Source organism: Streptomyces toxytricini, assembly GCF_014649915.1.
GTDB classification, from domain to species: Bacteria; Actinomycetota; Actinomycetes; order Streptomycetales; family Streptomycetaceae; genus Streptomyces; species Streptomyces toxytricini.
Window position 1 is genome coordinate 30,259 of sequence record NZ_BMTY01000023.1, and the last position, 22,569, is coordinate 52,827.

A 22,569-nucleotide genomic window follows, 5' to 3' on the forward strand; every position below is an offset into this window, starting at 1 on the left:
CCCGAAGGCGCGGCAGCACCGGGCGGGTGGCACAGTGTGCCCGACCACCGTGTGAGGGGAGCCCGATGACCGAGCAGCTCGACCGTACGCCGACACAGCCCGACTACCCCGTCCGCACCGGGAGGCTCGCGCTGCGGCCGGTCCGCGCCGACGACCTGGACGCCGTCCACGCCTACCGCTCGCTGCCGGCGATCGCCCGGCACCTGCCGCACGAGCCGCACACCCGCGAGGAGACGCGGAAGACCCTGGAGCGGCTGGCAGCGGGCCAGGCGCTCGCGGCCCCCGGGGACTGGCTCGGACTGGCGGTCGAGACCGCAGCGGGCCGCGTCGTCGGCGAGGTGCTCCTGCGGCGCGACGACCGGGCGCCGCTGACCGGCGAGATCGGCTTCGTCTTCCATCCCGACGTCCACGGCACGGGCGTCGCGGCGGAAGCCGTCACAGCCGCCCTCGGCCTCGCCTTCGACACCTTCGGCTGGCACCGCGTCACCGGCGTGTGCACGGTCCGCAACACCGCCTCCGCCGCCCTGATGCGGCGCGTCGGCATGCGGCTGGAGGCCGTCGCCCGGCAGGACGTCCACCGCAAGGGCGCCTGGCTAGACCGCCTCCACTTCGCGGTGCTCGCCGCCGAACACCGCCGCCCGCGCCCGCGATCGGCCGATGAACGGGCCGTCGACGCCGCCGTCACCGCCTTCTACGCCGCCTTCACCCGCCGCGGCGGCGAACCCGTCACGCTCGACGGCGTACGGGCCGTCCTCGCGCCGGACGCGGTGATCGAGCGGGTCAACCCGGACGGCACCGTCGACCGGATGGACACGGAATCCTTCATCGCGCCCCGGGAAGCCCTGCTGGGCGGACCGGACCTGACCGACTTCACCGAGGCCGAGGTCGCCGCGACGACCCTCGTCGCGGGCGCCACCGCCACCCGCACCGGCGAGTACGCCAAGTGGGGCGTCCGCGCCGGCAAGGCCTTCTCCGGCTGGGGCCGAAAGACGTTCCGGCTGGGCCGGGCGGAGGACGGCGGCTGGCTCGTCGAGTCGTTCTGCTGGACCGACGAACCGGAGGCCCCGGCAGCGCACTGACCGCACCGCCGTCCACGCGGCCTCAGGTCCGCGACCGGCCGAAGAACTCGACCTCCGCGACCGCGACCTGGCGGTCGGCGCCGGCGCCGTACGCCGACCGCAGCACGATGCGCACCGACACGGCGTTCCGGCGGCGCACCTCGACCCGCTGCACCCCGCCGTCGTCGAGGGTCTTGTGCACCGTCTTCGTCCGGCCCGCGGAGTCGGTGACGACCAGGTCGATCTCCTGCGGCCGCGCCTGGTCGGCGGCCTGGCCCGGCCGCTTGGACGTGCCCGGCGTGACCAGCACGGCCAGGAGGTCCACCGGCTGGGCGAAGTCGGCCTGGAGGTACTGGCCGTTGGAGTCGCCCGCGTACCCGGTGCCCCACCAGGTGTTGGAGTAGCCGTCGAAGACCAGCTCCGGCCCGCGGCCCGGACCGGAGTGCGAGGCGCTCCAGCCGGTCGGGCGGACGGCGACCCGCTTGGCGAAGTGGTCCTGCACGGCGCGGACCGCGGGCGGGCCGCCGATCACGCCGCCGACGAGCAGCAGGGCGAGACCCGTCACCACCAGGACCCGGGCGATCCAGCGGCGCCTCCCCCGGTCGAGCCGAGGCCGCTGTCCCGCGAACGGTCCGTCGGCCCCGGTCTGCCGCGAGTCCTTCAGCCGACTCGCGCAGGCACGGCAGAACGTCCGCAGCGGCGGGTTGGGCGTGCCGCAGGCGGGGCACGGCGGGCCCTGCGGGACCGGGTCGGCCGACTGCGGGCCGCGCACCCTCGGCCGGGCCGCCTCCGGCACCCCCGGAAGCACCGTGCCGGGGGCGTCGCGGGGCTCCGGCACGGCCTCGGCCGCCGGGACGGGGACCAGCAGGGCCCGCGCGGCGTCCGCGGAGGCCGCCGCCCCGGGGCGGGGCCGTGCGCCGGGCCGCAGCGGGGCCGGTGAGGGGGGCGGCCCGGGGGCGGCTGTGCCCCCGGAGGGTCCGTCGCCCTCCGGGCGCGCACCGCCGCCGTCCGCGGCGGTGTCCGCGTCCCGGCGCGGCCCGGGCACGCCCTCCGGCACGCGGGCCGGCTCCGGGGAGCGGTCGGACTGCCCGTGGACGCCTCGGGCGGGGCCGGGAGTGCCCTCCGGCTCGCCGCCGCCCGTCCGCGCCTTCGGCGGCCGATCCCCGGCCGGCCCGCCGGCGCAGCCCGGCGCACCGTCGCCCGCCGGGCCGGAGCCCGCCCCTTCGCCCGGCTCACGTTCCGATCCCGGGCTGCCCGTACGGCCCGGCATGCCGCCGCCGGACGTGCCGGGGGCGGCTCCGGCGCCCGGTGCGGATTCCGATGCGGGGCTGCCCGTACGGGCCCGCGCGCCGCCGCCGGGCGTGCCGGGGGCGGCTCCGGCGCCCGGTGCGGATTCCGATGCGGGGCTGCCCGTACGGGCCCGCGCGCCGCCGCCGGGCGTGCCGGAGGCGGTCCAGGCCTCCGGCCTGCGCCCCGACGCCGGGTCGCCCGTACGGCCCGGCGCACCGCCGGAGGTGCCGGTAGCGGCCCCGGCGTCCGGCCGGCGCTCCGGTATCGGGCTGCTGGTGCCGCTGGGCGCGCCGCCGCCGGAGGTGTCGGCGGCGGCCCCGGCGCTCGGTTCGCGCTCCGGTGCCGGGCTGCTCGTGCGGCTCGGTGCGCCGCCGGCCGGCGTGTCGGAGGCGGCCGTGGCATCCGGCTCCCGGTCCGCGGACCCGTCCGCCGGTTTCGGCCGGGCCGGGGCGTCGGCCGTCGGCGGTACCGCGGGCAGCGGCATCGTTTCCGCCTCGGCCGGATCCGCGGCGGCGCCCCGGGGGGCGGTCCCGGATGCCCGGCCGCCGCGAGGGGTGCCGGCGGCGTCCCAGCGCAGGAACGCGCCGCAGGAGTCGCAGAACGACTGGCCGCTCGTACGCGTCGGTGCCGCGCACTCGGGGCAGGGGGAGGTTCCGGTCTCGGGCATGGTCTCGGCGGTTCCTTTCCGCAGCGTACGGGTCAGACAGCAGGGGGCGGAGTAGGCGGTGGTCCGGCCGCGGCGCCCGGCGCGTCCGCCCCGGCCGCCACCTCCACGGTGAACGGCAGGTGCGCGGGCCGGGCCGCGGCCACCACCGCGTGCAGCCGGTGCACGTCGGCCGGCCCCGGCTCCGGCAGGACCAGTCGGACGTGCAGGGCCGCCCGGGGGGAGCCCGGGAACGGGCCGAGCGGCGTCGCGGACCAGGCGGCCCCTCCGCTCTCGGTGATCCGCGGCCACACTCCGAAGCACTGCCGCACCGCCTCCGCCAAGCCGCGGCGCGTCCCGCGCAGCCGGTGCAGGGAGGCGGCCGCGGCGACCGCCGCGCGGCGCGCCTGAAGCGGCTCGGTCCCGGAGAGTTCGGCCCCGACCCAGTCGGCGAGCCAGTCGACGAAGTCCGCGGGGGCGAGCGCCGGGTCGAAGTACGCCTCCAGGCAGTCCAGGACGTTGAACACCGGCGCGAGCATGGCGTCCAGGCCGGTCACGAACCGTTGGGCGAGGTCGTCGTCGGCGTACACGGCCGGCAGGGCCTCGCCCAGCGGGCGCGGCGACGCGAGGCCGTCCACCGCGCCCCGGGCCGACGGCGCCCGCCCGGCACCGCCCGCGGCCGCGGCGCCGTTCACCGGGCCTCGATGACGCGGACCCGGTGGTCGAACGGGAAGAGCAGCGCCGACGGCCCCAGGTCGACCCGGTCCGTGGCGTCACCGCGCCGCCCCGTCAGCGGGTCCGCGGGATGCAGCAGCACCTCGTCCACCAGCTCCACGCCCGGTACGCGCTGCAGCGCCGCGAACACCTCGCCCGAGCGCAGCGACCGGCCGAACGGCCAGCCCCGGCCGAGGGCGCCGCCGGTCAGCGGGTCCAGGTAGGCGTACAGCGCGTCCAGCGCCTCCTCGCGGACCCGGTCGGCGTCCGCCGCCCGGTAGGAGTGCACCGTCGCCACCACCGTCACGCCCTGGTAGAACGGCGGCCCGACGGCCAGCCGGGTGCCCAGCGGCCGCCGCTCGTCGAGGAACGCGGAGATCCGCGCCAGCAGCTCCTCCCCGGGCACCAGCTGCTCGAAGCGCAGCCGCCCGCCGCGGTCGGTCACCGCCTGCGGAACGACGAGGACCCGGACCGCGTTCTCCCCGTCCGCCGGGTCCGACCCGGCGGCCAGACACTGGATGCGGGCCGCCTCCGGCGCGGCCCGCCGGGTCAGCTCCTCGTAGTCCCGCGCCGTCACCGCCCGCTCCTGCGCGCGCAGCGCGATCGGCGCCCGCACCCGCGCCTGCGCCACCGTTTCCCCGTCCACGCCGCCGCGGGCCGCCTCCCGGTTCTCCACGCGGGCGATGTACGGGACGGAGCTGCGCAGCACCTGGATCGCCCCGCGGGCCACGTTCCCCGAGCTGCCCCCGCCCACCGCGTACCGGGCCGCGCGCAGCGCCGCCCCCTTCGCGGGCACCGCCCCGTACTGCCGCAGCGAGCCGTCCGGTTCGCGCACGGCCGGGCCGAAGGCGATCTCGCCGGTCGTCGCGTCGAGGGTGACGTGCCGGTCCGCGGGCCCGGACGCCGCGAAGTCGGGCACGCAGCGCCACGGCTGCCAGCCCTCCCCGTCGGACGCCTCCAGCAGGATGTCGCCGACGACCGGCACCTGCGCGAGCCGCACCCGCTGCCCCGGTACGCCCTCGGCCTCCCCGAGCGGCTCGTTCCGCACCACTTCGGCATGCGTGGCGCCGACGGTCCCGCCGATGGTGAACGCCGCCGCGTCGCGGACCGTCGGCGACGACGTGTAGAACGGCTGCCCCGGCAGGGCCTCCGTCACCCGGCACCGCAACCAGCCCGCCTCCAGGCCGCCCAGCCGCGACACCCGGTGCCCGGCCGGGACGTGCAGCACCACCTCGCCCGGCCGGTTGAGGCCGCCCGTCGAGTCCGACGACACCTCGCAGCGCGCCCAGCCGTCCGGGGTCCACGCCTCCCACACGAGCGGAGGCTGCCGCGGGTCCACGCCGACGCCGTCGACCCTGCTGTCCACGCGCAGCACCGCCGCGCAGGCCGGCACGGCCGCCGACAGGCCGAACAGCAGCAGGTCGCCCGGCTGCGGGGCGGCCGCGAACACCGGCACGTCGGCGCCCGCCGCCACCTCGTCGGTGCGGTCGGCGGGCGCCTCGCCCGCGCCCTGGGTGAGCAGGTGCGCCAGTTCGCACGGCACCAGCACCAGGTCCTGGTCCGTGGCGAACACCACCGCCTCGTCGGTTTCCGTACGGCCCGTCGCCACCTCCGTCCCGGCCGGCAGCACCACCGGCCCGGACTGCGGCGCGGCCAGCCAGAACGTCACCGGGGCGCGGGCCGCGGACGGCGGGAACAGCGTCATGCCGAGCAGGTCGAGGAAGGCCAGGTGGTTCTTCTCCGGGACCCGGTTCAGCCGGTACACGAGCTGGTCGGCCATGTGGGCGACCGCCTCGATGAGGGTGACCCCCGGGTCGGAGACGTTGTGGTCGCTCCACTCGGGGCACCGCTGCTGGATGAACCGCTTGGCGTCGTCGACGAACTGCTGGAAGTGCCGGTCGTCGAGCCGGGGGGCGGGCAGGGCCATCAGTGTCGTTCGCTTTCGTCGGTCTCGGGGCCCTCGGGCGGGATCACGTAGAAGGGGAAGACGAGGCTGCGCGGATTGCTGGAGCCGCGCAGGGCGTACCTGACGTCGATGTGCAGCACCGCCGGGTCGTCGGGGGCGGGGGTCACCGTCACGTCGTGGACCTCGATGCGCGGCTCCCAGCGGTCCAGGGCGGCGCGCACCTCGTGCCGGATCCGGCCGGCCGTCGCGTCGTTGGACGGGGCGAAGACCAGGTCGTGCACCGCGCACCCGAACTCCGGGCGCATCGGCCGCTCTCCGGGCGCGGTCGCCAGGACGAGCCGCATGGCCTCCTCGACCTCGCGGTCGCGGCGGGCCAGGGCGATCGCGCCGCCCGGGTCGATCCGCAGCGGGAACGCCCATCCGGCGCCGACGAAGTGCTCGCTCACGTTGTCCGTCCTCACGGTCCGAAAGGGGGGAGGGGTGGTTGAGGGGGCCCGTCAGAAGGGCACGCCGTTGCGGGTCGTCACGCCCGTGAGGGTGACCGCCGCCGCCGTGATCCCGACGTTGCCGAGGGCCTGGATCCCGACCCGGCCGGGGGTCTGCACGTCCATCCCGACCCGGGCCCGCACGTCGACCCCGCGCCCCGACTCCAGCACGAGGCCCGTCCCGCCGCTCAGCTTCAGCTCACCCGTCGCGGACAGCGCCAGGTCGCCACCCGACTCCACCGCCACCCCGCGGGCGCCCCGGATCACGACCGTGCCGTCGCTGGTGATCGTCAGCTCCGTACGGGCCTCGTCCAGGCGGACCGTCAGCGCCCCGTCGCCCGTGCCCAGCCGGATGCCGCTCTGCGCGCGGGCAGCGCCCGAGCGTTCCAGCAGCTCCACGGTGTGCCCGCTGCGGGCCGTCAGGGAACGCCAGTTGACCTTCCCGCCGGTCGGGTCGACCACGGCGATGCCGTCGGGCTCGGGCGTCGCCCGGTCCACCCCGTTGTACAGGCCGGCCAGGACGTACGGGTGCTCCAGGGAGCCGCGGTCGAAGGCGCACAGCACCTCGTCGTTGACGTCGGGCAGCAGCAGCCCGCCCCCGCCCGTCCCGCCGAACTGGGCGACCCGGCACCAGCCGCTCTCGTACGTGTCCGACAGCCAGGGGAAGCGCAGCCGCACCCGGCCCAGACCCAGCGGGTCCTTCACGTTCGTCACCAGGGCCACCGCCACCCCGGGCAGCGCGGCCGCCGCCCCGCCGCCGGAGCCGCCGTCGCCGCCGTCCGCGCCGCCCGAGGCGAGCCCGTACAGGGACCGGAACTGCCGCCCCGACACGGTCAGCCACGTGACGTAGGGGCGGCCCGACGCGAAGACGTGCCGGACACCGGTCGCCGTGTACTTCCCCTCGAACGGGAACCCGGCGCCCTTCACCGCGACCGGCCGCCCCGGCAGCAGCCCCGGATTGCCGGTCACCGCGACCTCCAGCTCCGCGAAGGAGCCCGCCACGTCGTCCGCGAGGGCCCGCGCCGCGTGCGCCACCTCCGACGGGGCCGTGTACGGGGTGCGCGTCGCGTCCAGCTCCGCCCGCCCGAACGGCGCGGCGAGCTGCTCCGCCGACAGGTCCGCCAGCACGTCCGGGCTGCTCCCGGCGGGCGCCGGCGCGGCCAGCGGCCGCTTGGCCAGCATGTCCCAGCCGCGGACCGTCACCCGGTCCACCTGCCCGGCCGAGGTCAGGGCGATACGGCTCTGCAGCACGTTGTGCCCGAACTCCAGCACGTAGGGGCTCTGCAGCGCCGGCGTGGTGTCCGCGGGCGCCCCCGACGCAGGGCGCAGCGCCGCGAACTCCAGCCGGCCGTCCGGGTCGAAGGACAGGCGGACGTCGTTCTCCGCGGCGAGGCGCGACAGGTAGTCCCAGTCCGTGATGTTGGGCTGCGTCGCCAGCTCGTACACGGTCGGCGTGGCGTCGACCCGGCCGAGGGCGAGCCCGCACTGCGCGGCGATCTTGCGCACGATGTCCGACGCCGTCATCTGCGGGTAGCCGGCGACCCGGCGGTTGCGCAGCAGCCGGTGCCCGGGGTCGTAGCCGCGCAGCACCAGCCGACGGCCCGCACCCGGCTCGGTGTCGACCTCCACGGCCGTGACCTCGCCGGTGATCAGCGGGGTGCCGCGGACGCCGTCCGCGAACGGGCTGATCACCGCCTTCGCGCCGACGGCCAGCTGCGGGTAGAGCTGCGTGAGGGAGCTGTCGCCGTCGGTGAAGACGAGCTGGAAGGCGGAGGGGACGTTCACGCTCGCGTCGACCCAGCCCTCCGTGAGGAGCGCGGCGAGCGGGTCGGGCAGCACCGCCCCGCCCAACCGGACGTGCAGGAGGGTGGTGTACGTGTCCTCGCTCATGCGGCGCGCTCCGATCCGGCGGGCAGCAGCAGTTCGGTGCCGGGCCGCAGCCGCATCGGGTCGTCGATGCCGTTGGCCTCGGCGATCACCCGCCAGGCGGTCGGGTCGCCGTACTCGCGCCACGCCACGGACGCCAGGGTGTCCCCGGCGACGGTACGGTGGACGCGGCGCGCGGACAGCGCGCCCGAGGTGGGGTTCTGGCGCTTCACGGCCTGCGGGATCTCGGTGAGCGACAGCGAGCACGTCGCCCGCAGCGGCGTGCCGTTCGGGCTGAACAGCGTGTAGGTGGCGCTGGCCTGCGTCACGCACGCCGTGAACTGGACGGTGCTGAAGGAGCCCCACGAGAACGTCACCCACGGCGGGGACGGCGCCTGCGATGCGGCGCTCTGCTCCGTCACCTCGCAGCACGACAGCAGCAGCTCGACCTGCTTGCGGACGGTGTCCGCGCCGGGCGTGCCGGAGGCGTCCAGGAAGAGGTCGACGCGCAGCTGCGCCGGCTCGACCCCGGTGAACTTGGGCGGGGCGCCTCGGGTGTAGGCGACCGCGGGCTCCGTACGCCAGTGCGCGGCACGGGACAGCTGGAGCTGGCGCGGGTTGAAGTGGAAGTCCGCCTGGCCGATCAGGCCGCCCGGACTGCCGCCGAGGCGGGCGGGCGGCTGGCGGACGGCCAGCGAGGCCCGCGCCAGCCCGGCGGCGGCCCGGCCGCCGGTGGGGGCCGCCACCTCAGACACCCCCCGCGTCGGTGAAGCCGTGGTGGGCGATCTCCAGCGTCTCCGTCGCGACGGCCGGGCGTGACGCGTCGAGCGTCGGCCCCGTCCAGCTAACCGGGAGCACCTCGACCAGGCCCCACTGTGCGACGACCGAGCCGTCGGCGCGCAGCGCGGCGATCTGCGCGGTGGGGCGGGTGATGCCGGTGGAGATCGACGAGATCCAGGCGGCGACCCGGGCCGTCTCGGCGGTGAGGGGGCGGGTGAGGCGGATGGTCGGGAAGACGACGCGGGTGGGCAGCTGCCAGACGAAGCCGTTGTTCCCGCCCTCCTGGTGCTGCTCGATCTCGACCTGGGAGGACAGCCCGTCGCAGCCGTTGAACAAGCCGAGGTTCAGGCCGTCGATGGTGAGTTTGAAGAAGACCGTGGATCCGGCGTCGGGGGGCGTGGGCGGCATGGGGGCTCTCTGTCTGATGTCGGGTGGGCGGGCGTTGGTCGGCGGTCAGCGGTCGCGGAGGCGGCCCAACCGCTCGCGGTCGCCGCGGAGTTCGGCGCGCAGCAGCCGCGAGATCGGGGCGACCAGGTGGCGCGCGAGCGCATCGAGCTCCGCCTGCGGGGCGGCGGCCGGACCGGCCGGCAGGGCTGCCGCGGGCGGGGCGGGCGGAGGCCCGGGGCGCGGCGCAGGGGGCGCGGGCGGGGCCGGGACCACGGGAACCGGGGTAGGGGCCGGGGCGGGAGCCGGACCGGGCGGTGGTCCGGCCGGCACGGCCCGCTGCACCGGCACCGGCACCGGCCGGGCCGCCGCGGCGGCCGCGGGTGGGGCGGCGGATGCCGCGGAGCCGTTGCGCACACCGCGCGGGCCGAGCGACGCCACCGGCACCGCTGACGCCCCGTCGGGCGCCGGGGCCGGGCGCCGCAGCACCACGGGCCCGGCCCCGCCGGGCACCACGGCAGGCCCGTCGATGCCCGGCCCGGCAGGAACGAGCGGCCGTCCGGACGCCAAAGGCAGCGGCGCGGCGGCGGCCGCCCGCGGCCCGGCCACCCGCACGGAGGGCAGCCGCGCGGCGGGCGCGGCCGCAGCGCCCGCCGCCGCGGCGGAGGTTGCGGCGGCGGTGGCGGAGCCGGGCGCGCCGAGCGGGGCCGGTGCGGGCGCCGCGGGGGACTTCGCCGGCGGCGTCGCAGAGGAGCCGATCGGCGCGCCGATCAGCGGCCGCCGCACACCGTCCGCGGCGGCCCGCTGCACACGCCGGACGACCGGACGGCGGCCCCCCGTACCCGCCACGGGGGAAATGGCGGGTACGGGGGAGACTGTGTCTCCCTGCACGGGAGGAACGGCCGCCCCGGCAGCGTGGCTTGGGGAGGCGGAGGCCGCGGGGACGGCAGCGCGGCCCCCGACGGGCCATACCGTCCGCGACGGCACCGCAGGCCGCGGCGCGGACAGCAGCCCCCCGCGCCCCGCGCCGGCCCCACTCCGCGCGACGGGCAGGGAGACCCCGCCCACCAGCGGCACCACGGCCTGCACGACGGGCAGGCCGCCCGCGGGCACGTCGTGCGTGCGCCGCCCGACGCGCGCACCGTCCGCAGCGGCCGCCGCTGCCGGCACACCGGGCGCTGCCCGGCCGGGGGCGGGGGGTGTGTCCGGGCCGTGGAGTGGGGTGGTCGGCTGCGGACCCGCGGCAGTCCGGGGCACGGGGGCGCCGCCGGGAGGCACGGCGTCCGCCGGTGATGCGTCCGAACGCCGCTGTATGGGCGCTCCGGCTGCCGTGGCCGCCGCTGCCGGCACGCCGTGCACTGCCCGGCCGGAGGCGGGGGGCGTGTCCGGGCCGTGGAGTGGGGCGGTCGGCAGGGATGCGGGATCAGGCCCGCTGCCTCGGGGCGCTGGGGTGTTGCCGGGGGGAACGGCCTCCGGCGCCGCGTCCGCGCGCCGCCGGGCGGGCGCACCGGCGGCGGCCCCGGGCACCGCCTCCCCGGAGGCACGAGCCGCCGCAGGGCCCCCGAGCGCGGCGATCGGCCGGAACGCCGCCGCAGATCCGCCGCCTTGGGACGCTGCGGCGCTGCCCGGAGGCATCGCGTTCGCCGACGGGTCGTCCGCGCGCCGCCGGACGGACGCAGTCACCGAGGTGTTGACCGGACGGGTCCCGGGCGCGTTCGGTGCCGGGACGCCCGGCCCGGCCGAGGGCAGGCCGACGGCTGGCACTCCGGCGGGTCGGGTGCCGCCCGTCGGCGCAGGGATGCCCGCCGGGCCCGCGTCCGCCCGGGACTCGACCCGCTGTACGGACCCGCCCCGGGAGGCGCGGGCCGGTCCTGCTGCCTCGCCGGCGGACGAACCGTGCAGGGTTCCGGCCGAGGGCAGGCCCGGCGCATCGGATCCGGGCGAGACGGCCCGGTGCACGGGCGCGTCCGACGGCCCGGCAGGGGCCACGGAACCGTGGCCGTGCCGGGCGGCGGCCGGTGCCGCGGGGGCCGGTCCCTCCTGCGCGGCCGCGGACGGCTGGACCCGCGGAATCGTCGAACGCGGCCCCGCGGAGGACGCGGTGGCCGGTCGGGATGCGGGGGAACCCGTACGCGGAGCGGCCGACCCCCCCTCGGTGGCGGACCGTTGCGGTGCTGCATCCGGCGCGGTCCCCGGCCGGCCGGCTGCACGCGGGACCGGCGACGGCGTTCCGCGCCCCGACGTCGTGTGCGGCGCGGCGGGAGGGGCCGTGCCCGGGGAAGGCGGCGCCGCCCGGCCGTCCGTGGACCGCTGGAGCGGTACGGCCGACACGGGCGCCGGGCGGCCGGCAAGGGGCCCGCTCGGCGCCTCGGCGCCGCGCCCCGGGGTGTTCCCGGGGACTGCGGAGGCGGCCGTGCGCGGGGTGCGGACCGGCGGCGCGGGCTCGTCCGCGGCCCGCTGAAGCGGTGTCGGCGTCGTGTGGCCGGGCGCGGGCAGGACCGGTGCTGCCGGGCTGTGGGCGGGGTCCATGCGCGGAGGGGCGTGCTCCGCCGCGCCGGTCGTCGCCCGCTGCGCCGTCACGTCCGGTGCAGGCGCCCGGTGGCCGGCATCGGGTGCGGTTGCCGCCGCAGCTCCGGGGCCCGTCGGGGCCGCCGCGGGCGTGGGGCTGCCGGACGCGGGCCGGGCCGGGGGTGCGGCCTCTCGGGCCGGGGTGGTGGGCTCTGTGGCGGAGGGGGTCGTGGGCGCGGAGGCCGAAGCGCCCGGGGCCGTCGTGGTCCGCTGGACGGGTGCGTCCGGTACGGGCACCGGACGGTAGGCCGCGGGCAGCGCCGGAGCCGCGGATCCGCGCCCCGACGTGGCGGTCGGTGCAGCCGGGCGGGTGCCCGGGACAGCCGGTGCCGCCGAGCCGGTCGCGGACTGCTGGAGCGGTACGGCCGGCGTCGGCGTCGGCGTCCGCCGGCCGGTCCCGGGCGGGGCCGGTGCGGGCTCCGCGTGGGCGTCCGCCGGCGCTGCGGATGCGCCCCTCGAAGCGGTATGGCCATCCGGCGCGGCTGTGGAGCGCTGTGCGGGTGTGGCGGCTGACGCGGCCGTGTGGCGGCCGGTCGCGGCAGCCGGGGCGGGGGAGGGGGCGGGGCGTGCGCCGGTCGTCGGCGCGGCTGCCGGCGCGGCGTCCGCAGCGGACGTGCCGGGCGCGGGCACCGGAGCCGACCGCTGGACCGGCGTGCGGGTATGCGCAGCGTCCGCGGTCGCCGGGGGCCGGCCGGGGGCTTCGGGGCCGGGGAGACCTGCCGGGCGGAGGACGGGCGCCGCAGGGCGCGCCGGGTTCGGGGCGGATGCGGGGGCCGGGGTGAGGGCGTCGCGGACGAGGCCCGACGGGGCCGAAGCGGACACCTCGTGGCCCAGCCCGCCCGTGAACAGCAGCGGCTGCCGGGTCGTCAGGGACGCGGCGAACTCCCGCTCGGCGGTCAGCCGCGGAGCGCCCAGCACCCGCTGGACCGGCTGCACCGTGGCCCAGCCGCCCTCGGGCGGAGCCGGCGGCACCGCCGCGTCGGCCGCGTCGGCCGCGTCGGCCGCTTCGGCCGCCGCCGGCACCGCGTCCGCCCGGCGGCCGCGCCGGAGCCGCGTGAACAGGCCCATCGTCCTCGTCTCCTTCCCTTTCCGTCCGTTCAGCCCGGTGCAGCCCGTCCGGTCACGGCGCCGACTCCTGCACCAGATCCGCCACCCGCCGCACGTACGCCTGCCGGTCCGCGTGCTCCAGGTCGAGGATCGCGTCCAGGTCCCAGTGCAGGTGGTAGGCGAGGTACGCGGCCTCCTCGTGGAGCACGTCGGCCGCGTGCGTCACGATTCCCCCAGGCGGCTCCCCGCCAGTTCGACCTCGAACGCCCCCTCGCAGTGCGGGCAGGAGACCGCGGCCCGCGTGTGGCCCTCGGCGTTGATCCGCCGGTAGAAGTCCTGGAGGAAGGCCAGGTCGGAGGCGAACATGTTCTCCACCGTCCCGTCGTGGACCACCGCCAGCGTTCCCAGCCGGGTGATCACCCTGCCCAGCAGGACCACCGACAGGTACGCCGGGTTCTCACGGACCCGCACGTCCCGCAGCGGCAGCAGCTCGTCGCGGGCCGTCGCCAGCCGCATGGCACCGGTGCGGTGCACCGCCCCGGACTCGTCGACGTAGCCGCGCGGCAGCTCGAACTCGAACTCCGTTCGCAGGGGTTCGCGTACGCCGGCGGGGGCACCGCCGCCGTCGGCCGGTGCCGCCGGCGGCGGGGCGCTCTGCGCCGCGAGACCCGGTCCCTGGCGCCGCATTATTCGATGACCAGCTCTTCGAAGGTGATGGTGACCTGCTCGGTGAGCGCCGACGCGGCGCCCGCCTTCACCGAGCTCACCTCCACCTTGGAGCACCATGCGTTGCGCAGGTTGTACCGGCGGACCGGGTTCTCCTGGTAGTCCATCATGATGATCGTCGCGTTCTTCCGGGCCGAGCCCATGTCGCCGGAGATCGACGACTTGATCCACTCGGTGAACGCCATGGACTGCGTCGCACCGCGGGTCACCTGGCACTGGCCGGCCTTCTGCACGCCGGGGAGCTTCTTGGTGATGGGCTTGCCGTCCGCCGAGACCTGCTGGTACTCGATGACGTCCTGCTCCATCGACAGGCTGCTGACCTCCTGCAGGAACTCGACCATCACGCCGTCGATCTGGAGGCCGAAATTGTGCGAGGTGAGCGCGTCACCGGGCTGAAGGGACATGGGGAGCTGCTCCTTGTACGGGTCGGGTCGGGGGTGGGGCTGCGGGGGCGGCGGCGGTTACTCCTCCAGCTCCCCGCCCCCGCCGGAGAACTGCGCCAGCCGGAACACCACGAACTCGGCCGGCTTGACCGGCGCGATGCCGATCTCGCAGACGACCCGGCCCAGGTCGACGGACTCCGGCGGGTTGGTCTCCTCGTCGCACTTCACGTAGAACGCGTCCTCGGGCCGCTGCCCGAAGAGCGCTCCCGTGCGCCATTCGTTGACGAGGAACGCGGAGATGTTGCGCCGGATCCGCGCCCACAGCGCCTGGTCGTTCGGCTCGAACACCACCCACTGGGTGCCGACGAGGATCGACTCCTCCAGGTAGTTGAAGTAGCGCCGCACGTTCAGGTAGCGCCACGCCGGGTCCGAGGCCAGCGTGCGCGCCCCCCACACGCGGATGCCGCGGCCCGGGAAGGCGCGGATGCAGTTCACGCCGACCGGGTTGAGGAGGTCCTGCTCGCCGCGGGTGATCTGGAGTTCCAGGTCGACCGCGCCGCGCACGATCTCGTTGGCGGGAGCCTTGTGGACGCCGCGCTCGGCGTCGTTGCGGGCCCACACGCCGGCCATGTGCCCGGACGGCGGCACCACTTCGGCCTGGCCGGTGGACGGGTCGAACACCTTGATCCACGGGTAGTAGAGGGCCGCGTACCGGGAGTCGTAGCCCGCCACCTCCATGCGCCACTTGCGGACGTCCCGGGCGTTCAGGCCGGGCGGCGGGTCGAGCAGGGCCATCCGGTCGCCCATCAGCTCGCAGTGCGCGACCATGCCGAGCTGTACCGCCTTGACCTGTTCGAGGTCCAGCAGGCCCCGCCGGTACGCGGCCATCAGGTCGGGCGCGGCGACCATGGTGATCTCGTCGAGGGCCTCCAGGCCGCCGAAGCCGGTGCGGTCGGCCGAGTCGCCGAGGAACCGCCCCGAGTCCAGGCCCGTCCCGGCGGCAGCCGGCACGGGTGCGGCGGCCGGCACGGCCGCGGGCGCGGCGGCGGGCGGCGGCGCCAGCACCAGCGACTGCACCTCAGGGCGCGCGGGAGAGGTCCCCGGGACGGCCTCCTCCACCGTGATGGTCTTGGACCGCTGGCGGACCTGCGTGACCACGTAGTTCCGCGCGGACTTGCGGGCGCTGACGTCGAACTCCTCGACGACCGCGTCCCCGTCCTTGACCAGCAGCCTGAACCGGTCCGCGCCGCCGGAGCCGCCCGCGGAGCCCTCGCCGCCGCCGTCGGCGTCCTGCACCTCGACGGTGAGCGGGCCGGTGCCGGACGGCGCCGCCGCCAGGGCAGCCACCTTGAACGACCCGAGGACGGCGGACTCGCCGGCCGCGCCCTCCTCCGGCACCGCCGCCGCACGCCCGACCGCCGCGGCCGGGACGGTGGACGGTGCCGCGGCCGCGGCCGCCAGGTCGGCGCCGCCGCCGACCCGCACCACGTACGCGGCCGTGCCGCCGTTGTTGAAGAACCCGTACACGGCGTGCGCCAGGTGGCAGCCGTCGGTGAAGTCGCCGAACTCCGCGACGTACTGGGACCAGTTGGTCACCAGGGTCGGGTCGTTCAGCGGTCCGCACGGAGCGAGCCCGACGAACGCCGCGACGGACGTGCCCACGCCCTCTATGGGCCGGGAACCGCTGGCGACTTCCTCGACGTACACGCCGGGGGAGAGGTAGTTCGGCACGGGAAGCTGCTCCTTGCTGCTGATCGGGCGGCGTGCCGGGACGGCGTACCGCCCGCGGCGCGGCCGTATCCGCTGGTCGGACCGACCATCGCCGAACCGGGCACCCGCACGGGAGGACCAGCCGGACCGCTTCGGGGGCAGCCCCGCCTTCCCGCCCGGACACCGGCCGCGCCCGAACCCGCAGTAACGTTCCCCTTCGGGGGGAACGCGCAGATCCAGGGGAAGAGGGGCGATTCGTGGGGGCGTACGGCGGCGCGGACGGCAGCGGCATCGGCGGGGCCGGGGGCCTGCCCGGGCTCCGCTTCAGGATGCTCGGCCCCATGACCGCGCACGCCGCCGACGGGACCCCGCTCGGCCTCGGCCCCAACCAGCAGCGGGCCCTGCTGGCCGTGCTCCTGCTCCGCCGAGGCCGCCCCGCCCCCATGGCCGACCTCCTCGGCGCGCTGTGGGGGGAGCGGCCGCCGCCGCGCGCCGTCGGCACCCTCCGCACGTACGTGTCCCGGCTGCGCACCCTCTTCGAGCCCGAACGGCCCTCCCGCGCCCCCGCCCGCCTCCTCGTCTCCGCCTCCGACGGCTACGCGCTCCGCCTCCGCGACCCCTTCCTCGACATCGCCGAGTTCGAGCGCGGCATCGCGGAAGCCGCCCGGCTGCGCACGGCCGGCGCGACCGGGGACGCGTACCGCACGCTCGGCGAGGCGCTCGCGCTGTGGGCGGGCACCCCGCTCGCCGGACTGCCCGGCCCGCACGCCGAGACCCAGCGCGACCGGCTCACCGAGATGTGGCTGACCGCCCGCGAGGACCACTTCCACGGCGCTCTGGAACTCGGTCTGGACCGGGACACCGCGGCCGTCGCCGACCTGCGCGCCTTCGCCGCCGAACACCCCCTGCGCGAACGCGCCCAGGCGCTCCTCATGCTCGCCCTGCACCGGGCGGGCCGCTCCGGCGAGGCGCTCGCCGTGTACGGGGCCACCTGCGACACCCTCGCGCGCGAACTCGGCACCGGGCCCGGCGCCGAGCTCGCCGCCCTCCACCGCCGCCTCACCACCCCCGCCGCACCCGTGCCCCTGCCCCGGCCGCCGGGCCCGCCGCCGCGGGCAGCGGTGCGTCCCGCGTCCGCCGGAGCCGGGGCGCGGAGCGACGCACAGGCCTGCGGCTGCGACCCCGGCCGGCCCGCGCCGGACGCGCCCGCGGCGCCGTACGACACGGACCGGCCGTCCCCCGGGCCCGGCCCGGCGGACGGGTGCTTCGCCGGTCGGGCGGCGGAGACCGCCCTGCTCGACGAGGTGCTGGCGGGCACCGGTTCCGGCGTCCCCGTCGCCGTACTCACCGGCATGCCCGGCATCGGCAAGACGGCCCTCGCCGCCCGGGCGGCCGCCCGGTCCGGGCCCCGCTTCCCGGACGGGGTGCTCCGCGCCGGCCTCGGCGGCGGCAGTGCCCGTGCGCTGGCCGACCTGCTGGGCGCGCTCGGCGTGCCCGCGGCGTCCCTGCCCGACGGCGTCGATGCGCGCGCGGGGCTCTACCGCTCCCTCCTCGACGGCCGGCGCGTCCTCGTCCTCCTCGACGACGCCCCCGACACCGCAGGCCTGCTGCCCCTGCTGCCCGCCGCCCCGGGATGCGCGGCCCTCGTCACCGCGCCCGGACGGGGGCTCGTCGTCCCCGGCGCCCGGCTCGTCGACGTTCCCGAACTCGACGACGACGCGGCCCTCCTGGTCCTCGGCGAGGCCGCGGGCGAGCGGCGGCTGCGGGAGGAGCCGGACGCCGTCCGGGACCTCGTCCGCCAGTGCGCCGGGCTGCCGCTCGCCCTCCACCTCGCCGGGACACGGCTGCGGCAGGAACCCGACCTGACGGCGGCCGCCCTCGCCTCCCCCGACGGCGGCGGCCTCACCGCCCGGCTCCGGGCCGGCGGCCGGTCCGTCGAGGACGCCTTCCGACGCCGCTGCGCGACCCTCGCCCCCGCGGCGCTTCGCATGCTCTGCGCGACGGTCACCGCCCCCGACGGCTTCGGTCCCGCCGCCGCGGCCGCGCTCCTGAACGGCGGCGGCCCGCACGGCGCCGCGCGGTCGGCAGCAGACGGAGCCGCCGTCCCCGAGGGCGAGGCCGCCGACCTGATCGAGGCGATCGTCGACGCGGGACTGCTGCGGCCCGCGGCCTCCGGCCGCTACCGCTACCACCCCCTGGTCCGCGCCTACGCCCGCCACCGCCTCACCCCCGCCTGATTCCGGGGCCGCCCGCCCCCCGGGACCAGGCCGTGCGGGGGTGCCGGGCGGACGGGCAGGAGTGCCCGCAGGGCGGGACTTTCGGGCAGGGGACGGCGCCCCCGCGGCCCTAGCCTTCCCGCATGACGATGTGGACCGCTCTCGATCCGGCTGCCGTGGCCGTCGACCCCGGCAGCCGGCCGACCACCCGGCTCCGGGTGCGCAACACCGGCGACACGGTGGAGGAATACCGGCTCTCGATCGTGGGCGACCCGGCCGGCTGGAGCCGCATCGAGCCCGACACGCTCCGCCTCTACCCGGGCAGCGAAGGGTCGGCGGAGATCTCCTTCGCGCCGCCGCGCACCCCCGACGCCCCGGCCGGGCCCACGGCGTACGGGGTGCGGGTCGAGCCGCGGGAGAACCCCGCCGTGCGGGACGTCCTGGAAGGCCGGGTGACGGTCGCCCCGTTCACAGAGGTCCGCGCCGAGCTCGTGCCGCCGAGCATCGCCGCCCGCTTCCGCGGCCGGGCCGCCGTCGCCGTCGACAACCTCGGCAACACCCCGCTGACCGCGTCCGTCGGCGCCCGCGACGAGTCCGGCCGGCTGTCCTTCGACGTCCGCCCGGGCAACGTCCAAGTGGCCCCGGGACGTGCGGCGTTCGTCGCACTGGAGATCGCCCCCCAGGAGACCCGCTGGACGGGCGGGCCAGAGACCCACCGCATGACCGTTTCGGTACGGCGCTCCGGCGACGCAGCGGCCCTGGAGCTGAACGGGGAGTTCGAGCAGCGGCCGGTGCTGCCCGCCTGGCTCGTCGCCGTCGGCGGGGTTCTGGCCGCGGCCGCCGTTGCGTCCGTCGTGCTGTGGCTCGGGTTCTCGCCGAAGGTCGCCTCCGCAGCCGGGGAGAAGAAGACCGAGGCGGGGGCCCCGCTGCCCAGCCCGCTCGGCAGCCACGGCGCCCTGCCGTCGGCCCCGCCGCCGCCCGCCGACCCGGGGGCCGTTCCCGGCGGCGGCGCCCCGGTCGGCGGGGACCCGGCAGCCGGCGTCCCCGGCGGCGGCTCCGGCGCCGGTGCGGGCTCCGGCGGCGGTGGCGGGGGCGGCGGGGGAGCGGCCCCGCCGCCCGCCGCCGGCAACCAGGGCGGTGCCGCCGCCCCCCAGGGTCCGCCCTGGCGGGCCGGATACCAGCCCGACGTCGTCGTGCACTACGCGCAGCGCCGGCTCGCCGCCCTCGGCGGCGGCAACCCGTGCACCCTGAAGGGCCAGTGGCGCGAAGGCGTCATCGACGCGGCCACCGAGACCTCGCTGATCTGCTACCAGCGGGCCGTGATGGCCGACGAAAAGACCACCCGCGCCCTCACGGCCACGGACAAGCCGCTCGGCACGCTGGGCCGCGCCACCCTCGCCTCCCTGTGGATGCAGGGCGTCACGGCCGGGCAACTCACGTCGGGCTCACGCAACTTCGACGTCACCCGGCTGGACGCCGCCCTCCGCTGGGCGAGCCAGGCCACCATCTCCGACGCCGACCTCCAGGCGGACCGGGCGTTCGCGCAGCTCGGCGTCGACTACTTCACCTCCGGCGGACGCAACGCCGCCGCGACCCCGTACGACGCGAAGATGCGGGCCAAAGTGGAGCAGTACCAGCGGCAGGTCCAGCTCCCGGTCACCGGCGTCGCGGACAGCCGCACCATCAACGCCCTGCTCGGCGGCAGCGTCAACGGCACGGGCCGGCCCGGCCGCTGAACGGACGAACGGCGGGTCCGCCCGCACGGGCCGGCGGCCGCCACCTCCCGCCCGGCGTCCGGCAGCGGCCGGGCGGGAGGTGGCGCGGCAAGCCGGTCAGGGCCGCCAGGGGGCCGAGGTGCCGGGGAGCAGGCGGCCCGCCTTCACGTACTCGCGGCGGGCGCCTTCGCGGACGTCCCCGGCCGTCACCGGACCCCCGCCCCGTCCGCGCGCCGCGTAGCAGGCGGTGAGCGCCGCCGCCCGGATCGAACCGCCGGCCAGCTCGAACTCGGCCGCCACACGCGGCAGTTCCTCTGCCACGTCCTGCCCGGTCGGTGCCCCGGCCAGCGCGCTGCGCCACAGGTCGGCGCGCAGCGCCGCGTCCGGGAAGGGGAAGTCCACCACCAGGTCCAGCCGCCGCGTGAACGCCTCGTCCACGTTGGACCGGAGGTTCGTCGTCAGCACGGCGATCCCGTCGAAGCTCTCCAACCGCTGCAGCAGGTACGCGCTTTCGAGGTTCGCGTACCGGTCGTGCGACCCGCGCACCTCCGACCGCTTCCCGAACACGGCGTCCGCCTCGTCGAACAGCAGCACCGCGTCCGTGCGGTCCGCCTCGGTGAAGATCCGCTCCAGGTTCTTCTCCGTCTCCCCGACGTACTTGTCGACCACCGACGACAGGTCCACCACGTACAGGTCGAGGCCGAGTTCGCCCGCCACCACCTCCGCCGCGAGGGTCTTCCCCGTGCCCGACGCCCCCGCGAACAGGGCCACCACCCCGCGGCCGCGGCCACCGCCGGTGCGCAGGCGCCAACCGGACAGCACCTCGTCGCGGTGCCGGGCGCGGGCCGCCAACTCGGCGACACGGGCCCGCTCCGCGGGCGGCAGCACCAGGTCGGCGAAGCCGACCGCCGGCCGCACCCGCCGGGCCAGCCGCCCCAGCAGCGGGGCGGACAGGCGGCGCGCGGTGAGCCGTACGTGGCGTTCGGCGAGCTCCGCGCCCTCCAGCGCGGCGAGGTCCCTGGCCGTGCGGGCCACCTCGGCGAGCTGCTCGCCGCTCAGCCGGTACGCGGCCAGGGCCCCGGCCGGCCCCGCCCCGAGCAGCGCCGCGGCCTCGCCGTGCGTCCCGCGGGGCGCCCCGGCGGTGTGCGGGCGGGCGCCTTCGAGGGGGATCAGGGGCACCCCGGGAGCCCAGTCCGGGTCGTAGGGGTCCGGGCCCGCGAACACCGTCGTGGTGTCGGGCGCGGCGACCGACCGCATCAGCGGCCCCGGCTCCGCCGGGACGGGCGCGACGACCACGGCCGTCCCCGGGCCGCGCAGCCGGGCCTCGCGCCGCAGCAGGGGCCCGAGCCGCGGGGCGTCGCCCCCCGGACCGCCGTCCCCGGCACCCGCGGCCGCCGGCGGCCGGTGCACCAGCACGGTGCGCCCCGCGGCCCGCAGCGCCGCGATGACCCGCTCGGCACCGCCCTCGCCGCGCCTGTCGAGCAGGTGGACGGTGACGGGCCGGCCGGCGCGGGCCACCAGGGCCGCCGGATCGGCCCGGTCCGCCCGGCCCGCAACGGCGCCGCCGATCGCATCGCCCGCACCGCCCTGCCCGGCCCCGCCGTCCGCCGCCTCCGCCGCACCGGCCGCATCGGCCGCATCGGTCGCGTCCGCCTCATCGGCCGCGCCCGCTCCGTCCGCCGGGGCCGTCGTTCCGGACGGCTCCAGCAGGACCACCCCCGCCGCACAGAGGTGCGCGTCGAGTCCGTCGTCGCCGAGCAGGTGGGCCACGACCCGTTCCGGGACGCGCAGTGCCCGCCCCGGGAGCGGCCGCTCCTCGTCCTCCAAGAGGAGGAGTCCGCCGGCGAGGAGCGGCGCCGCCGCGTGGAAGCGGGCCCGCGCCCGGGGTGCGTGCGGCCCCGTCCCCGCCAGCTCCAGGGCGAGCGCCACCGAGGCCCGGCGCCGGCCGACGTCGTCGTTGAGGTAGCCGTACAGCGGCTCGAACCGGCGGTCGACGTCGGGCGCCGCCGCCGCGAGCAGGATCCGCAGGTCCAGCGCCGACAGCCCGAAGGCGCGGACGAGACCGCCCAGCCGGTCCGGCCCGCCCGGGTCGGCCGGGCCGCCGGTGCCCGCACCGTCGTCGGCGTCCGATTCCGGAGCCGCGTCCGCACGTACGTCTCCCGGGCCGCCGGGCGCAGCACTCGGAGCGTACGGGCCGGCCGCGGCGGCCCGCAGGGCCGTCTCCGACGACACGTACAGCCCGCGCAGCGGGTCGTGCGCCGTGGGGTCGTCCGCCGCCCGGGCCGCGACCAGCCCGGCCGCCTCCCGCCGCAGCCGCGCCAGCCGTTCCAGCAGGATCCCGGCCGCCGCGCTCACCGGGCCCGCCCCCGCGCCTGCGTACGCAGCATCCTCGGCCGGGAGTCGCCCGGCCGGCCGTCCTTGCCGCGTACCGTGACGACCGCGCCCTCCGTGACCGGCGGCCCCACCGGATAGACGGGCGTCACCGGGAACGGTACGGCGATGACCACGTCCAGGGACGGCTTGAGCTCCCCGCCCAGCGCCGACCACACGTCCGCGGTGGACCGCCCGTCGGAGGGTGGCACCCCCACCGACAGCGGGATGGACGACCGGTACGCCCCTATCGCCTCCGGCACGTCCTCGGGCGGCAGCGCCTCGTACGGCAGCAGCGCGGCCAACACCCCTGCCAGCATGCGGTGTTCGTCCTCCGGCCGCGCCGTCCACGCGGTCAGCAGGTAGGACAGCCGGAACCAGCGGGCCGGCTGACGCCGCTGCACGACGACGCCCCGGGCGTCGCGCTCGGCGTACGCCCCGCGCTCCCGCCGGGAGACGTCCTCGCGGATGTCGTACAGGTAGGCGCTGACGGTCGGGGCGGTGCGGCGGGCCGCCCACTCCCGGGTGGGGGCCTCCAGGGCGATGTCGCCGGCCCCTTCGGGCAGTGCGCCGCGGCGCAGCAGGCGCCGCAGCGCCTCGTCGATCTCATGGATCATGGGTGGTGGTGTCCTCGGTACGGGCGGGTCCCCGGCCGTCGGGCAGCCGACCGGTTCCGGCCATCGGGTGCGGGGCGGTGGGGTGGGTGCG

Annotated in this window: 17 protein-coding genes; 3 read left to right on the top strand and 14 right to left on the bottom strand. The window is 77.9% G+C overall.

Translation table 11 applies throughout. The annotated features are described in order from the left end of the window. Nucleotides 1–65 precede the first annotated feature (65 nt). Complete coding sequence (locus IE170_RS26050) at nt 66–1,079, top strand: GNAT family N-acetyltransferase (RefSeq protein WP_189811880.1); 1,014 nt, start codon at nt 66–68, stop codon at nt 1,077–1,079. Between the two features lie 22 nt (nt 1,080–1,101). On the opposite strand, the gene IE170_RS26055 is transcribed toward IE170_RS26050, so the two are convergent. The 12 genes from IE170_RS26055 to IE170_RS26110 all read right to left on the bottom strand — a co-directional run bounded on the left by IE170_RS26055 (nt 1,102) and on the right by IE170_RS26110 (nt 15,581). Beyond that, nucleotides 1,102–3,015 (bottom strand): NADase-type glycan-binding domain-containing protein, encoded by a 1,914-nt coding sequence (locus IE170_RS26055; RefSeq protein ID WP_189811881.1) that lies wholly within the window; start codon nt 3,013–3,015, stop codon nt 1,102–1,104. 32 nt (nt 3,016–3,047) lie between these two features. After that, a complete protein-coding gene (locus IE170_RS26060) occupies nt 3,048–3,686 on the bottom strand; it encodes a phage tail protein (protein WP_229885166.1) in 639 nt (212 codons plus the stop codon). Continuing rightward, nucleotides 3,683–5,632 carry a putative baseplate assembly protein gene (locus IE170_RS26065; RefSeq protein ID WP_189811882.1) on the bottom strand — a complete coding sequence of 650 codons (1,950 nt, stop codon included), beginning with the start codon at nt 5,630–5,632 and terminating at the stop codon, nt 3,683–3,685. Before IE170_RS26065 ends, IE170_RS26060 begins: the two co-directional genes overlap by 4 nt. Beyond that, the gene (locus IE170_RS26070; RefSeq protein WP_189811883.1) at nt 5,632–6,057 is read right to left on the bottom strand and encodes a GPW/gp25 family protein; all 426 of its coding nucleotides are present in this window, start codon (nt 6,055–6,057) and stop codon (nt 5,632–5,634) included. Before IE170_RS26070 ends, IE170_RS26065 begins: the two co-directional genes overlap by 1 nt. A gap of 51 nt (nt 6,058–6,108) precedes the next feature. After that, entirely contained in the window at nt 6,109–7,986 is a 1,878-nt protein-coding gene (locus IE170_RS26075) for a VgrG-related protein (RefSeq protein WP_189811884.1), read from the bottom strand. Next, complete coding sequence (locus IE170_RS26080) at nt 7,983–8,708, bottom strand: CIS tube protein (RefSeq protein ID WP_189811885.1); 726 nt, start codon at nt 8,706–8,708, stop codon at nt 7,983–7,985. The genes IE170_RS26075 and IE170_RS26080 overlap by 4 nt, the downstream gene beginning before the upstream one ends. Nucleotide 8,709: 1 nt before the next feature. Then, a complete protein-coding gene (locus tag IE170_RS26085) occupies nt 8,710–9,150 on the bottom strand; it encodes a phage tail protein (protein ID WP_189811886.1) in 441 nt (146 codons plus the stop codon). 45 nt (nt 9,151–9,195) lie between these two features. Beyond that, nucleotides 9,196–9,975 (bottom strand): hypothetical protein, encoded by a 780-nt coding sequence (locus IE170_RS26090; RefSeq protein ID WP_189811887.1) that lies wholly within the window; start codon nt 9,973–9,975, stop codon nt 9,196–9,198. Nucleotides 9,976–12,814: 2,839 nt separating this feature from the next. Then, complete coding sequence (locus IE170_RS26095; RefSeq protein ID WP_194523962.1) at nt 12,815–12,967, bottom strand: hypothetical protein; 153 nt, start codon at nt 12,965–12,967, stop codon at nt 12,815–12,817. Continuing rightward, the gene (locus tag IE170_RS26100) at nt 12,964–13,428 is read right to left on the bottom strand and encodes a hypothetical protein (protein WP_189811888.1); all 465 of its coding nucleotides are present in this window, start codon (nt 13,426–13,428) and stop codon (nt 12,964–12,966) included. Before IE170_RS26100 ends, IE170_RS26095 begins: the two co-directional genes overlap by 4 nt. Next, nucleotides 13,428–13,871, bottom strand: a complete 444-nt coding sequence (locus IE170_RS26105; RefSeq protein ID WP_189811889.1) for a phage tail protein — start codon at nt 13,869–13,871, stop codon at nt 13,428–13,430. The genes IE170_RS26100 and IE170_RS26105 overlap by 1 nt, the downstream gene beginning before the upstream one ends. Nucleotides 13,872–13,928: 57 nt before the next feature. Further along, the gene (locus tag IE170_RS26110; RefSeq protein ID WP_189811890.1) at nt 13,929–15,581 is read right to left on the bottom strand and encodes a phage tail sheath family protein; all 1,653 of its coding nucleotides are present in this window, start codon (nt 15,579–15,581) and stop codon (nt 13,929–13,931) included. Nucleotides 15,582–15,817: 236 nt separating this feature from the next. On the opposite strand from IE170_RS26110, the gene IE170_RS26115 reads away from it, so the two are divergent. Then, complete coding sequence (locus IE170_RS26115) at nt 15,818–17,797, top strand: AfsR/SARP family transcriptional regulator (protein ID WP_189811891.1); 1,980 nt, start codon at nt 15,818–15,820, stop codon at nt 17,795–17,797. A gap of 122 nt (nt 17,798–17,919) precedes the next feature. After that, entirely contained in the window at nt 17,920–19,512 is a 1,593-nt protein-coding gene (locus IE170_RS33250) for a peptidoglycan-binding domain-containing protein (RefSeq protein WP_189811892.1), read from the top strand. A 96-nt stretch (nt 19,513–19,608) separates the two neighbouring features. Here the strand turns inward: IE170_RS33250 and IE170_RS26125 are convergent, their stop codons facing one another. Continuing rightward, nucleotides 19,609–21,846, bottom strand: coding sequence for an ATP-binding protein (locus IE170_RS26125; RefSeq protein WP_189811893.1), 2,238 nt, complete (start codon nt 21,844–21,846; stop codon nt 19,609–19,611). Next, complete coding sequence (locus IE170_RS26130) at nt 21,843–22,478, bottom strand: Pvc16 family protein (RefSeq protein WP_189811894.1); 636 nt, start codon at nt 22,476–22,478, stop codon at nt 21,843–21,845. The genes IE170_RS26125 and IE170_RS26130 overlap by 4 nt, the downstream gene beginning before the upstream one ends. Between the last annotated feature and the right edge of the window lie 91 nt (nt 22,479–22,569).

Bases quoted from the DNA above. Each gene is read 5' to 3' on its own strand.
- IE170_RS26050 (WP_189811880.1), top strand. From the start codon at position 66: ATGACCGAGCAGCTCGACCGTACGCCGACACAGCCCGACTACCCCGTC.
- IE170_RS26055 (WP_189811881.1), bottom strand. From the start codon at position 3,015: ATGCCCGAGACCGGAACCTCCCCCTGCCCCGAGTGCGCGGCACCGACG.
- IE170_RS26065 (WP_189811882.1), bottom strand. From the start codon at position 5,632: ATGGCCCTGCCCGCCCCCCGGCTCGACGACCGGCACTTCCAGCAGTTC.
- IE170_RS26075 (WP_189811884.1), bottom strand. From the start codon at position 7,986: ATGAGCGAGGACACGTACACCACCCTCCTGCACGTCCGGTTGGGCGGG.
- IE170_RS26085 (WP_189811886.1), bottom strand. From the start codon at position 9,150: ATGCCGCCCACGCCCCCCGACGCCGGATCCACGGTCTTCTTCAAACTC.
- IE170_RS26100 (WP_189811888.1), bottom strand. From the start codon at position 13,428: ATGCGGCGCCAGGGACCGGGTCTCGCGGCGCAGAGCGCCCCGCCGCCG.
- IE170_RS26105 (WP_189811889.1), bottom strand. From the start codon at position 13,871: ATGTCCCTTCAGCCCGGTGACGCGCTCACCTCGCACAATTTCGGCCTC.
- IE170_RS33250 (WP_189811892.1), top strand. From the start codon at position 17,920: ATGACGATGTGGACCGCTCTCGATCCGGCTGCCGTGGCCGTCGACCCC.
- IE170_RS26130 (WP_189811894.1), bottom strand. From the start codon at position 22,478: ATGATCCATGAGATCGACGAGGCGCTGCGGCGCCTGCTGCGCCGCGGC.